Origin of the sequence: Brachybacterium fresconis, assembly GCF_017876515.1 — a bacterium.
Classification (GTDB): Bacteria; Actinomycetota; Actinomycetes; order Actinomycetales; family Dermabacteraceae; genus Brachybacterium; species Brachybacterium fresconis.
Window position 1 is genome coordinate 1,336,541 of sequence record NZ_JAGIOC010000001.1, and the last position, 12,234, is coordinate 1,348,774.

The 12,234-nt window shown below is 72.9% G+C and carries 11 protein-coding genes; 1 reads left to right on the top strand and 10 read right to left on the bottom strand.

Annotation, left to right across the window (positions count from 1 at the left end; translation table 11 throughout):
• Nucleotides 1-19 precede the first annotated feature (19 nt).
• The 6 genes from JOF44_RS06080 to argC form a co-directional block, all read right to left on the bottom strand.
• Nucleotides 20-631, bottom strand: a complete 612-nt coding sequence (locus JOF44_RS06080) for an arginine repressor (RefSeq protein ID WP_209888600.1) — start codon at nucleotides 629-631, stop codon at nucleotides 20-22.
• Entirely contained in the window at nucleotides 628-1,611 is a 984-nt protein-coding gene (gene argF, locus JOF44_RS06085) for an ornithine carbamoyltransferase (protein ID WP_209888602.1), read from the bottom strand. The genes JOF44_RS06080 and argF overlap by 4 nt, the downstream gene beginning before the upstream one ends.
• 1 nt (nucleotide 1,612) lies before the next feature.
• Nucleotides 1,613-2,887, bottom strand: a complete 1,275-nt coding sequence (locus JOF44_RS06090) for an acetylornithine transaminase (protein ID WP_209888604.1) — start codon at nucleotides 2,885-2,887, stop codon at nucleotides 1,613-1,615.
• Nucleotides 2,880-3,881: an acetylglutamate kinase gene (argB, locus tag JOF44_RS06095; protein ID WP_245348869.1), complete on the bottom strand. Its 1,002-nt coding sequence runs from the start codon at nucleotides 3,879-3,881 to the stop codon at nucleotides 2,880-2,882. The genes JOF44_RS06090 and argB overlap by 8 nt, the downstream gene beginning before the upstream one ends.
• A complete protein-coding gene (argJ, locus tag JOF44_RS06100; RefSeq protein ID WP_209888607.1) occupies nucleotides 3,878-5,047 on the bottom strand; it encodes a bifunctional glutamate N-acetyltransferase/amino-acid acetyltransferase ArgJ in 1,170 nt (389 codons plus the stop codon). Before argJ ends, argB begins: the two co-directional genes overlap by 4 nt.
• 95 nt (nucleotides 5,048-5,142) lie before the next feature.
• On the bottom strand, nucleotides 5,143-6,291 hold the full coding sequence (argC, locus tag JOF44_RS06105) for an N-acetyl-gamma-glutamyl-phosphate reductase (protein ID WP_209888610.1): 1,149 nt from the start codon (nucleotides 6,289-6,291) through the stop codon (nucleotides 5,143-5,145).
• A 171-nt stretch (nucleotides 6,292-6,462) separates the two neighbouring features.
• Between argC and JOF44_RS06110 the strand changes: the two genes are divergently transcribed.
• Complete coding sequence (locus tag JOF44_RS06110; protein WP_209888613.1) at nucleotides 6,463-6,741, top strand: hypothetical protein; 279 nt, start codon at nucleotides 6,463-6,465, stop codon at nucleotides 6,739-6,741.
• A 115-nt stretch (nucleotides 6,742-6,856) separates the two neighbouring features.
• Here the strand turns inward: JOF44_RS06110 and JOF44_RS06115 are convergent, their stop codons facing one another.
• The 4 genes from JOF44_RS06115 to pheT form a co-directional block, all read right to left on the bottom strand.
• A complete protein-coding gene (locus JOF44_RS06115) occupies nucleotides 6,857-7,771 on the bottom strand; it encodes an endo-beta-N-acetylglucosaminidase H (protein ID WP_209888616.1) in 915 nt (304 codons plus the stop codon).
• 167 nt (nucleotides 7,772-7,938) lie between these two features.
• Nucleotides 7,939-9,057 carry a family 20 glycosylhydrolase gene (locus tag JOF44_RS06120; protein WP_209888619.1) on the bottom strand — a complete coding sequence of 373 codons (1,119 nt, stop codon included), beginning with the start codon at nucleotides 9,055-9,057 and terminating at the stop codon, nucleotides 7,939-7,941.
• Nucleotides 9,044-9,637 (bottom strand): magnetosome magnetite crystal formation protein family, encoded by a 594-nt coding sequence (locus tag JOF44_RS06125; protein WP_245348870.1) that lies wholly within the window; start codon nucleotides 9,635-9,637, stop codon nucleotides 9,044-9,046. The genes JOF44_RS06120 and JOF44_RS06125 overlap by 14 nt, the downstream gene beginning before the upstream one ends.
• A complete protein-coding gene (gene pheT, locus JOF44_RS06130) occupies nucleotides 9,634-12,234 on the bottom strand; it encodes a phenylalanine--tRNA ligase subunit beta (RefSeq protein WP_209888622.1) in 2,601 nt (866 codons plus the stop codon). Before pheT ends, JOF44_RS06125 begins: the two co-directional genes overlap by 4 nt.

Sequence of the window (12,234 nt, forward strand, 5' to 3'; positions counted from 1 at the left end):
CTGGGGGTCGGTGGGTCGCTCAGATGCCGGGGGCGGGATCTCCGGGGGCCGTGTCCACGGGGACCGCGCCGGGCTCGGGCGGCGCGGGGGGCTCAGGCGTCTCAGGGACCTCACGGCGCCCGTCGGCCAGGTCGAGCAGCCGCGCCGCGAGGCGATCGCCGCCGACGGGGTCCCGGGAGACCAGCAGCACGGTGTCGTCGCCCGCGATCGTACCCAGGACGTCGGGCATCACCGATCGGTCCAGGGCAGAGGCGAGATACTGCGCTCCGCCCGGCGGGGTCCGCACGACGACGAGGTTGCCGCTGGCTTCCGCGGAGACGAGGAGACCTTCCGCCAGGCGCGGCAGGCGGGCCTCGAGCAGCTCGCTCTCGGCGGGCGGGCCCGTCGGCCGCGGCGCGCCGCCCTCGGGAGGCAGGCGGTAGACGAGGCTGCCGGCCGAGCCGCGGACCTTCTCGGCCTGCAGCTCGACGAGGTCGCGGGAGAGCGTGGCCTGCGTGACCTCGATCCCCTCGGCGGTCAGCAGCTGTGCGAGCTGCGACTGCGAGGAGACCTCCCGGTGGGTCAGCAGCTGGACGATGCGCTGCTGCCGGGAGGTCTTGGTCTGGGCCAGGGCCCGGCGCTGTTCGCTCATCGTCGCTCCCCCGCCGGGCGGGCATGGCCGGCCGTGGTCGCATCGGGATGCTCCAGCAGCCAGGTGAGCAGCGCCTTCTGGGCGTGCAGGCGGTTCTCCGCCTCGTCCCACACCACCGAGGCGGGACCGTCGATCACGGAGGCGGCGACCTCCTTGCCGCGATAGGCGGGCAGGCAGTGCAGGAAGATGCCCCCGGAGAGGTCCATGAGCTCCTCGGTGACCTGGTACGGCGCGAAGGTGGCCTCGCCGCGGCCGTCCTCACCCTCCTGCCCCATCGACACCCAGGTGTCGGTGAGCACGGCGCTCGCCCCGGCGACGGCCTCTCGGGGATCCTCGGTCACCCGGACCGAGCCGCCGGTGGCGGCGGCGATCTCGGTGGCGCGCGCCAGGACCGCCGGGTCGGGCCGGTGGGAGGCGGGGGCTCCGATGCGCACGTCCATGCCGGCGGTCGCGCCGCCGAGCAGGTAGGAGTGGGCCATGTTGTTGGCGCCGTCGCCGAGATAGGCCAGCGAGCGGCCGGTCAGCGCCGCGTCGCCATCGGCCAGCCCCCCGGTGTGCTGGGCGATGGTCTGCAGGTCCGCGAGGATCTGACAGGGGTGGAACTCGTCGGTCAGGGCATTGACCACGGGGACGGAGGCGTGCGCGGCCATCTCCTCGATCCGCTCCTGGCCGAAGGTGCGCCACACGATCGCCGAGACCATGCGGGTGAGCACCTCGGTGGTGTCGCCGATCGACTCCCCGCGCCCCAGCTGGCTCGCCCCGGCCTCCATCACCAGCGGGCTGCCGCCGAGCTCGGCCACCCCGGTCGCGAAGGAGATCCGCGTGCGGGTCGAGGACTTGTCGAACATGATGGCGACCGTGCGCGGCCCCTCGAGGGGACGACGGGCGAAGCGATCCCCCGCCAGCTGGAGGGCGAGGGCGAGGACCTCCTTCTGCTCGGCGGGGGCGAGGTCGTCGTCGCGCAGGAAGTGGCGGGGCATGTCAGTTCCCTCCGGCGGCCGTGGCGGCCGCGAGCAGGTCGGGCAGGGCGGCGACGAAGCTGTCGAGGTCCGCCTGGGCGATGATCAGGGGCGGGGCGAGGCGCAGGGTCGAGGCGTCGGGCGCGTTGATGATGAAGCCGGCCTCCAGCGCCGCGGCGACGACCTGCTTCGCGATCGGCTCCGCGAGCCCGATGCCGAGCAGTAGCCCGGCGCCGCGCACCCCGGTGATCAGGGGGTCCTCGAGCGCGAGCACGTCGGCGCTCAGCTGCGCACCGACGGTGCGGACGTGCTCGAGCACGCCGTCCTCGAGCAGGGTGCCGATCACGGCGAGGCCCGCCGCGGCGGCCAGCGGATTGCCGCCGAAGGTGGTGCCGTGCTGGCCGGGCTGGAGCAGGTCGTGGACGTCCGCGCCGAAGCTGATCACGGCACCGATCGGGAAGCCGCCCCCGAGGCCCTTGGCCAGCGTCATGACGTCGGGCTGCAGGCCGTCGATCCCCTGGTGGGCGAACCAGTTCCCGGTCCGGCCCATGCCGGTCTGGACCTCGTCGAGGATCAGCAGGGTGCCGTGCTCCCGGGTGAGGCGACGCAGGGCGCGGAGGTACTCGGGGCTCAGCGGCAGCACTCCGGCCTCGCCCTGGATGGGCTCGGCGAACACGGCGGCCACATCGCCGGGGGCGAGGGCCTCGGCCAGAGCCCGCTCGTCACCGGCGGGCACGAACTCCACCCCTCCGGGCAGCGGCTCGAAGGGAGCCCGGTAGGCCTCCTTCGCGGTCAGGGCGAGAGCGCCCATGGTGCGGCCGTGGAAGGAGTTCGTCAGGGACAGGATGCGCGGTCGCCCGGTGCGGCGCGCGATCTTGAACGCCGCCTCGTTCGCCTCGGTGCCGGAGTTCGCGAAGAACACCCCGGAACCGGCCGGGGCACCGGCGAGGGTCAGCAGCTTCTCGGCGAGCTCGATCTGCGGGGCCGTGGCGAAGAAGTTCGAGACGTGCCCGAGGGTCTCGGCCTGCTTGGTCAGCGCGGACAGGATCGCCGGATGGGCGTGGCCGAGGGTGTTCACGGCGATACCGGCCAGCAGGTCGAGGTACTCCTTCCCGTCGGTGTCCCAGACGCGCGTCCCCTCTCCGCGGGCGAGGATCCGCTGCGGGGCGCCGAACACGGGCAGCAGCGCCTCGCCGTAGCGCGTGGCGAGGTCGCCGGAGCCCTCCCCCGCGCCGGCGGAGTGGATGGGGGGCCCCGAGGTCGTCCCCTGCGGGGAGTTCTTCTCCAGCTCAGACATAGTCGTCCCTCCTGACCATCGTGCCGACACCCTTGGTGGTGAAGACCTCCAGCAGCACGGCGTGCTCGATGCGCCCGTCGATCATGGCGGCGGTGCGCACCCCGGCGTCGACCGCGCCGAGCAGCGCCTCCGCCTTCGGGATCATCCCCGAGGTGAGGGTGGGCAGCATCGCGCGCAGCTCGCTCGCGGAGATCTCCGGGATCAGCGATCCGCGATCGGGCCAGTCGCGGTAGAGGCCCTCGACGTCGGTGAGCATCACGAGCTTCTCGGCGTCCAGTCCCTCGGCGAGCGCCGCGGCCGCGAGGTCGGCGTTGATGTTGAGCACCTCGCCGGTGGGCTCGCCATGGGCGTCGATCTCCGGGGCGATCGAGGAGATCACCGGGATGCGGCCGCCCGCGAGCAGGTCGCTGATCGCATCGATGTGCACGCCGTCGACGGCGCCGACATGCCCGAGGTCCACGTCCTCCCCGTCGACGACGGCGCCGCGGCGCGTCGCGGTGAGGAGTCGCGCGTCCTCGCCGGACATCCCCACGGCGAAGGGACCGTGGTGGTTGATGAGGCCGACGAGCTGGCGCCCCACCTGGCCCACGAGGACCATGCGCACCACGTCCATCGTGTCGGTGTCGGTCACGCGCAGCCCGCCCTGGAAGGCGGAGTCGATGCCGACGCGGTCGAGCATCGTGGTGATCTGCGGTCCGCCGCCGTGGACCACGACGACGTGGATGCCGGCCAGGCGCATGAAGACCATGTCCGCCGCGAAGCCGCGGCGCAGCTCCTCGTCGACCATGGCGTTGCCGCCGTACTTCACCACGACGATCCTGCCGCGGAACCGCTGCATCCAGGGCATCGCCTCGATGAGCACCTCGGACTTCTCGCGCGCCTCGGTGCGGGCGGCGTCGAGCTGGGCGAGCGGGTTCTTGCCGACCAGCGGGCCGTCGGTCGCGGCCGGGTCGGGGGTCTCGTTCTGCGAAGACGTCTCGGGCTGGTCGGTCATGAGGAGTAGGCGCTGTTCTCTTCGACGTATTCGTGGGTGAGGTCGTTGGTCCAGATGTCCCCGCTCGCGGAGCCGGCACCGAGGTCGACCTCGATACGGGTCTCGCGCGGGGTCATGTCGACCTCGGAGCGGTCGCGGTGGGCGCCGCCGGAGCGGCACACCTGCACGCCGTTGACGTGCACGGAGAGGTCGTCGACGGCGAAGGGGGCGACGGACTCGGGCACGCAGCCGGCGGCGGCCACGATGCGGCCCCAGTTCGGGTCGTTGCCGAAGATCGCGGCCTTGACCAGGTTGGAGCGGGCGATCTCGCGCGCCACGGCGAGGGCCGCGTCCTCGGTGCTCGCGGAGCGGACGACGACGTGGACGTCATGGCTCGCGCCTTCCGCGTCGGCGACCAGCTGGCGGGCGAGGTCGGCGCTGACCGTGCGGACGGCCTCGGTGAGCTCCTCGAGGCCGGGGGCGATCCCCGACGCCCCGGAGGCCAGCAGGATCACGGTGTCGTTGGTGGACATGCAGGCGTCGGAGTCGACCCGGTCGAAGGTGGTCGCCGTCGCGGCGCGCAGCGCGGCGTCGGCGGTGGCGGCGTCGACGTCCGCGTCGGTGGTGAGCACGACGAGCATGGTCGCGAGCTGCGGAGCGAGCATCCCGGCGCCCTTGGCGATGCCGCCGACCGTCGCGCCCGACGGGGTCGTGGCCTCGGCGGTCTTGGCCACCGAGTCGGTCGTCATGATCGCGCGGGCGGCGGCCGCATCGGCCTCGCCGCCCGCGGTGAGCTGCTGCGTCGCCTCGGTGACGCCGGCCAGCAGCGGGTCCATCGGCAGCCGTTCGCCGATCAGGCCGGTCGAGCAGACCAGGACGTCCTGCGCGGAGACGTCCAGGAGGCCGGCGAGGTGCTCGGCGGTGCGGTGGGTGTCGGCGAAGCCGTCGGGGCCGGTGCAGGCGTTGGCCCCGCCGGAGTTCAGCACCACGGCGCGCGCCCGGCCGTCGGCGACGGCCTCGCGCGACCAGAGGACGGGGGCGGCCTGCACGCGGTTGGCGGTGAAGACGGCGGCCGCGGTGTCGCGGGGGCCGTCGTTGACGACGAGGGCGAGGTCCGGGGCGGCGGCGGGCTTGATGCCGGCGTCGAGGCCGATGGCGCGGAAGCCGTGGGGACGGGTGATCGACACGAGGTCTCCTCTGTCGGGTCGGTCGGGACGGGGCCGACGGTGCGGGGCTGCGGTGGGGTGAGCCGGGACGGTGTGCGCTGCGGGGGGACGCGGGCTCAGGGGGCGATCGCGGTGCGGGTGAGGCCGGTGCCCTCCTCGATCCCCAGAGCGAGGTTCAGCGACTGCAGCGCGGCGCCGGCCGTGCCCTTGACCAGGTTGTCGATCGCTGCGATCACGGTGGCCTGGCCGCTTCGGGGGTCGGTCGCGGCGCCCAGGCGGATGGTGTTCGCCCCGACCACCTCCCCGGTGGAGGGGAAGACCCCCTCCTCGAGCACGGTCACGAAGTGCTCTTCGGCGTAGTCGGCACGCAGGGCGTCCAGCAGATCCGCGGTGGTCGTCGAGTCGGTCACCGGCGCCGTGATCACCGCGAGGATGCCGCGGCTCATCGGCACCAGCACGGGGGTGAAGCCCAGGCGGAGATCCTCGCGCCCAGAGGCGCGGCGCAGATTCTGGAGCACCTCGGGGACGTGCCGGTGGGTGCCGCCGACGGCATAGGCCGAGGCGGCCCCGGAGATCTCGCTGAACAGCAGGTGCTGCTTGGGGGCACGGCCCGCGCCGGAGGGGCCGACGGGCAGCACGGCGCTCATCCGGGTGGCGTCGATCAGCTCGGCGCGCACCAGCGGGGCCAGGGCAAGAGAGACGGCGGTGGCGTTGCAGCCGGGGACGGCGATCTCCCGGGCGCCGACCAGCAGCTCGCGCTGGCGGCGGCCGTCGGCCAGCGGCAGTTCGGGCATGCCGTAGGTCCAGGTGCCGGAGTGCTCGCTGCCGTAGTACGCCGCCCAGTCCTCGGCGCTCTCGAGCCGATGGTCGGCGCCGAGGTCGAGCACCAGCACGTCTGGGTCCTCGACCCGCAGGGCGGCGGCGATCTGTCCCGACTGCCCGTGGGGCAGGGCGAGGATCACCACGTCGTGGCCGCGCAGCGTCTCCACCGTGGTCTCCTGCAGCACGGGGTCGTGCCCGAGGTCGATGTGCGGGGCGACCTGGCTGAGGCGCTTGCCGGCGCTCGAGTGCGCGGTGACGGTGGCGACTTCGATGCCAGGGTGCCCGGCCAGCAGGCGCAGCGCTTCCCCGCCGGCGTACCCGGACGCCCCGACGACGGCCGCTCGCGGCAGGCGCGTGGGTGCCGCACTCGCCGCCGCGGGCGCGGGGGCGGTGATCGCGGACGCAGGGGTCGCAGGAGTGGGGGCACCCGGTGCAGAGGTCATGTCGGAAGTATATACAGCTGACTGCATGATCAGCCAATGGGATTCCTGCGGGTGCCGTCACATCGGCCGACCGAGCCCGGCGCACCGTCCGCCCGAGTCCCGACCCGCGAGAGCTCAGGCCCGGTCGAGCATGCGGTGCTTGAGCCGCTTGCTCCACTCGTAGGTGGTGTGGTGGATCTCGTCGTCCTTGAAGGCGACGCCATCACGGCCATCACCCAGACGCCGCCGGACCAGGTCGATCAGATCATCGAGCACTGCCAGGTCCTGCAGCAGGCCGTCGCCGACGACGCTCCGTACATCCCGGTGCAGTCCAACGGCGCGGGCGGCATGTTCACGACGAAGCAGTGGTCCGGGCTCAAGCAGGCCGAGGAGATCGACTACTTCCCGCGCGTCGACGGCTACAACAACATGATCCGGACCATCGCCGACTTCACGCCGACGAAGGGCTGATCAGTTCAGCGCAAGGACCACCCGCACGGGCCCGCCCCGCACCCCGAGGAGGGTGCCGGGCTGGCCCGTGCGACGAGTGCAGCCGCTGCCTGGCGGAGCAGCGGAGGCATCCGTCTCACCCGTACTGGGCCGTACTGCCGTAGAACGGCCCGGTGAACGCGGAGACCAGCTCGGACTGGTCGCTGGGCTGCAGCTGGTAGGTCACCAGCGCCCCGTACCCTCCCTCGAGAGTCCGCTCGGCGAAATCACCGACGAGCTCCGGGGTCGTGGCGCTGCCGGCGCGGAAGTCGACGGCGGCGGCCCCGTACCGCGAGCGAGGAAGCCCCGGCACATCGAGATCGAGGAACGCGCCGTAGTAGGGGTTCCAGGCATAGTCGATGGCGTCTCCGACTCGTCGGCCCTCGAACACCTGGTGCTCCGCAGCAGGCCCGATGACATAGAAGCTGATCAGCTTGTTCGGCAGATGCTTGCGCAGCGACTCGACCAGGTCGACGAACGAGTGCTCGTTGGGCATCCCGGTGCCGTTCTTGCCGTACTCGACCCACTCGTCGTCGAGATCCACCCCGTCCAGCCCGTAGCGGCGCACCGTGGTGGCGACCTCCTGCGCGAACCGATCAGCGGCGTGCGCGTCGGGGAAGTTGGCGAAGCCGGCCCCCTGGTGGTTGCCGAGGACCGACAGCGTGACCTTGATCCCCAGCTCCTGGAGCGGGCGCACGAGGGTGTCGCCATGATCGAGGACGTGCTGGACGTTCTCGTTGAGGTGCAGGTAGGCACGCTCGCCGTCGTAGTTGATGTTCGCCGCGAAGATGACGGCGACGTCGAATGCGGCGCTCCCGTCGTCGAGCGTGTACCGGCCGACGTTCTCCAGGGTGTTGTCGTTGACCTCTATGTAGGCGATGGAGACGGGGCTGCGTCCGGGCCGACGGACGGGATCGGCCTGGGCGGGGCCGGCGAGCGCTGCGGCGGAGAGCCCGCCGAGGGCGAGACCTCCGGTCCCTGCGAGCATCGTCCTGCGAGAGATGGCTGCCATGAGGTCTCCTCCGGTGAGGTCGTGGTCGATGCCCGGCGGGCTGTGCGTCGTCGCACGACGAAGACCCTAGCCACTTCACCGCATAAGTACCAGACGCCGACCGTCCGATTCCTGCACGAGAGCGTCCCTCGTCGTCGCCCCGGCTCCCACGACTCCGGCACCATCCCTCAGCCGCGCTCCCCCATCACCCGTGCGAAGGGCACCAGCCAGGTGTCGAGCAGTTCGAGCGTCTCGCGCTCCCCGAGCGCCTCGGGACTGTCGCACCAGACCGAGAGCGAGGCGCCGAGCACCGGATCGGGCGTTCCCGCGGGAACGCGGGGCACGTCGAGATGGACGTCCTGGGCGGCGAGCCCCATGAAGCGGCGCGGGGCGAAGGTGTCCTCGAGCAGGCCGAATCGTCCTCGGCCGTGCGGGGCAGGGATCCCGTCCCCGGAGAGCACGAAGTACAGCAGGTCCCCGTGCGAGGTGACCACGCGATACCCCGACCCGAGGAAGTCGTGCACCGACGGGGTCCACTGCCGCCAACGGATCCACACATCCAGCACCACCTCGGTGCTGATCGGCACCAGCGGCGCCGCGGAGGCGGGGACCACGTGGTCGTTCCACAGCATCGGGGTACGGCCGAGCTCGAGGGCCCGTGCGGCCAGGGTGTTGATGAACAGGGCGTACGAGTCGTGCGCCGTCGCCCCCTCGCCCACCTCTCGCCGCGCGTGCTCGACCAGGGACGGGAATCGCTCGGGATGCTGAGCGTCCTCGTCCTCCCAGGGCGCGGCGAAGAACTCGTCGCCGCCGAGGTGGATCGCGTCCCCGGGGAAGGCCCGGGCTGCGGCCTCGAGCAGCTCGAGCGCGAAATCCAGCGCCTCGGGACGGGAGATGTCCAGCCGATCCGCGTGCACGGTGCCGTGGCGGTCGACCAGCCGCAGCTGCTCCCGGCCGACCAGCAGCGCGGCGGCATGGGAGGGCAGGTCGACCTCGGGGATCAGGGAGATGCCCGCGGCACCGGCGGAGGCGACGATCTCCGCGATGTCGCGCGCGTCCCAGGCGTCGTCGGCCGCGAGCTCCTCGAAGCCGGGCAGCCGCACCCCGACGCGATGGGTCTCGGTCAGGTGCAGGTGCAGCGCGGTGAAGCCCAGGTCGGCGAGGCGGCCGATCAGCGTGATCACGGCAGCGGGCGAGAACGCCTTCCGGCCGACGTCGAGGCTGATGCCGCGGTAGGCCGCCGTGGCCAGGCCGCTGGGTGGGGCCGATCTGCCCTCGGGCGTCGTCGTGCCCTCAGCCGTCGCCATGGCCCCCGTCGCGCGGGGCGCGCAGGAAGGGGATCACCGGCAGCCGGACCCGGCGTCCTCGATGTGCCTGCACCGTGCCGACGATGCCGTAGACGAGCTCGAGGATCCCCACCACGAACCACAGTCCGAGGACCGTGAAGACGACGGCGTTCATCGCCGGGTGGAACACGACGCCGCCGGTCCCCGACGGGGTCCCGGTGAGCAGGCCCACCGTCACGGTGATCGCCAGGAGGATCGGATAGCACAGCTGGGTCAGACCCCAGTTCGCCGCCCGCACCCCGTTGACCGCGGCGAGGCCGCCGTGCTTGCGCTGTGCGAGGCCGACGACGACCTGCACGGCGCCGACGATGAGCACGTTGACCACCGGGATCGGGATGTAGGCGAGGAAGCCGAGCGCCCACGCCACGGTCCCCCGCTGCTGGGGCAGGGCCGGTTCGGCAGGGGCCGGTTCGGCAGGGGCCGGTGCGGCGTGGGCCGGGGCCGATCCGGCCGGGACCGCGGCCGGCGCCGGTTCGGCGGGGGCAGGGTCCGATCCGGGCGACGGTCCGCCCGCCATCGCGTCCGCGTGTGCATCGCTCATGCTCGGAGCACGCCCCCGACGGCGGTCTCCACCGCGGTGATGCAGCGCCGCCGGGCCTCGCCGATCTGCTCCGCGCTCAGCGTGCCCTCGGCCGAGCGCAGCCGCACGGAGAAGGCCAGCGACTTCTTGCCGTCGCCGATCTGGTCTCCGGTGTACACGTCGAACAGGTGCACGTCCTCCGCCAGGTCGCCGATGCCCACCACGATCGCGGCCTGGACCGCGCTCGCGGGCACCGAGTCCTCCACCACGAAGGCGAAGTCCTCCTTGGCCAGCGGGTACGTGGGCACGGGAACGGCCCGTACGACGCTCGGCGCCGAGGCGATCAGGGCCTCGAGATCGAGCTCCAGGGCGCTGGTGCGCGCCGGGAGCGAGAACTCCGCGACCACGGCGGGGTGCAGCTCGCCGGCATGGCCGACGACGACGGACCCCCCGTCGGCCCCGGCGATGCGCAGCTCCCCGGCACGACCGGGATGGAAGGGCGCGATCTCGCGCTGGCGCACCTCGAGACGGGCGCCGACGGCCATGGCCGCGCGACGGGCGAGGTCGAGCGCGTCGGCCCAGCCCCAGGGCGCAGGATCGCCCTGCCAGGAGCCCGGCCCGGAGGCGCCGCCGACCACGGCCGCCAGGGTGCGGGTCTGCGCGGGCAGCGCGCCGAGGATCTCCTCGAGCTCCGCGTCGGTGGGACGCTGCGAGGCCGCCGGGATCGGCGAGCGCGCCTGCGTCCCGCGGGCGATCGAGGTGCCGGCGATCTGGAAGATCGCCACCGACTCCGCGCCCCGGCCCAGGTTGCGCCGTGCCACGGGCAGCAGAGTCTGCAGCAGGGAGGTGCGCAGCAGGGGCTCGTCGTCGGCCAGCGGGTTCAACAGCCGCACGGCCTCGCGTCGCGGATCATCCTCCGTGTAGCCGAATGCGTCGAAGATGCCGTCGGCGACGAACGGGGCGGAGGCGACCTCGGTCAGGCCCGCCTCGACCAGCGCCCGGTTCGCATCGCGGCGCGCCCGCTGGGCGATGGTCAGACCGCGACCGCCGGGGGCCGTCGGCAGGACCGAGGGGATCTTCTCGTAGCCGACCAGGCGTGCGATCTCCTCGACCAGGTCCTCCCGCAGGGTGAGGTCCGGGCGCCAGCTCGGCGGGGTGACCACGAGGGTGTCCTCGCCGCTTGCGTCGACGGTGCAGCCGATCTGCTCGAGGGACCCGCGCACCTGCGCCGGGGTGTACTCGATCCCGACCACGCGCTCGGCGTCGCCGAGGGCGAGGGTGATCGCGACCGGCTGCTGGACGGTTCCCTCGTCGGTGACCTCCGGGGCGATCGTCCCGCCGCCGAACTCGACCATCAGCTGGGCCGCGCGGTGGGCGGCGACCAGCGGAAGCTGCGGATCCACGCCGCGCTCGAAGCGCTTGGAGGCCTCCGACGGGAGCCGGTGGCGGCGGGCGGAGCGGGCCACCGTGACGGGGTCGAAGGTCGCGGCCTCCAGGACGATGTCCCGTGTGGCCGGGGAGACCTCGGTGTCCTCGCCGCCCATGACGCCGGCGATGCCGAGCACGCGCGCGCCCTCGCCGCCGTCGCTGTCGGTGATCAGCAGGTCCTCGGCATCGAGGCGGCGGGTGACGTCGTCGAGCGTGGTGAGCTCCTCCCCCGCCCGCGCACGGCGCACCACGATGGGGGCGACGACCTGCTCGGCGTCATAGGCGTGCAGGGGCTGGCCGAGATCGAGCATGACGTAGTTGGTCACGTCGACGATCAGGGAGATCGGTCGCATGCCGGCCTGGGTGAGGCGCCGCGCCATCCAGCGGGGCGTCTGCGCGGTGGGATCCACGCCGTGCACCTCGAGGGCGACGAAGCGGCTGCAGCCCGGGCCGGACGGGAGCGGGGCGTCGTCGTGCAGCTGCACCGCGACGCCGGGTCCGGCCGGGGTCGGGACCTCGACGGTGGTGACCGGGTCGGTGAAATCCGCGCCGGTGGCGTGGGAGTATTCGCGGGCCACGCCGCGCATCGAGAAGCAGTACCCGCGGTCGGGGGTCACGTTGATCTCGACGACCTCGTCGGACAGCCCCAGCAGGGCGATCGCGTCGTCGCCGGGCGCGGCGCTCAGGCCTTCCGCATGCCCGCGGCCGAGCACGATGATGCCGTCCTCGCCCGACGGATCCTCGCCCAGTCCCAGCTCCTGGCCGGAGCAGATCATCCCGTCGGATGTGTGCCCGTAGGTCTTCCGCGCGGCGATCGCGAAGTCTCCGGGCAGCACGGTGCCCGGCAGGGAGACCACGACGAGATCTCCCGCGACGAAGTTGTGCGCGCCGCAGACGATGCCGCGGCTGGGGCGCTCCGCGCCCGGCTGGGGGTCCTGGGGATCGTCGGCGTCCTCGTTGTGCTCGGGGCCGACGTCCACGCGCACCCAGTTGATGGTCTTTCCGTTCTTCTGCGGCTCGCCCACGAGCTCGAGCACGCGGCCGACGACCAGCGGGCCGGTCACCTGCGCGCCGAAGATCGTCTCCTCCTCGAGGCCCACCCGGGAGAGGTCCGTGGCGACCTGCAGGGCCGAAGCGTCGGAGGGCAGGCTCGCGTGCTCGGCGAGCCAGGTCAGGGGAATGCGAGGCAT

What these genes read in the sequence shown, in the direction of transcription:
- JOF44_RS06080 (WP_209888600.1), bottom strand. Translation starts at nt 631, where the DNA reads ATGAGCGAACAGCGCCGGGCCCTGGCCCAGACCAAGACCTCCCGGCAG.
- argF (WP_209888602.1), bottom strand. Translation starts at nt 1,611, where the DNA reads ATGCCCCGCCACTTCCTGCGCGACGACGACCTCGCCCCCGCCGAGCAG.
- JOF44_RS06090 (WP_209888604.1), bottom strand. Translation starts at nt 2,887, where the DNA reads ATGTCTGAGCTGGAGAAGAACTCCCCGCAGGGGACGACCTCGGGGCCC.
- argB (WP_245348869.1), bottom strand. Translation starts at nt 3,881, where the DNA reads ATGACCGACCAGCCCGAGACGTCTTCGCAGAACGAGACCCCCGACCCG.
- argC (WP_209888610.1), bottom strand. Translation starts at nt 6,291, where the DNA reads ATGACCTCTGCACCGGGTGCCCCCACTCCTGCGACCCCTGCGTCCGCG.
- JOF44_RS06115 (WP_209888616.1), bottom strand. Translation starts at nt 7,771, where the DNA reads ATGGCAGCCATCTCTCGCAGGACGATGCTCGCAGGGACCGGAGGTCTC.
- JOF44_RS06120 (WP_209888619.1), bottom strand. Translation starts at nt 9,057, where the DNA reads ATGGCGACGGCTGAGGGCACGACGACGCCCGAGGGCAGATCGGCCCCA.
- JOF44_RS06125 (WP_245348870.1), bottom strand. Translation starts at nt 9,637, where the DNA reads ATGAGCGATGCACACGCGGACGCGATGGCGGGCGGACCGTCGCCCGGA.
- pheT (WP_209888622.1), bottom strand. Translation starts at nt 12,234, where the DNA reads ATGCCTCGCATTCCCCTGACCTGGCTCGCCGAGCACGCGAGCCTGCCC.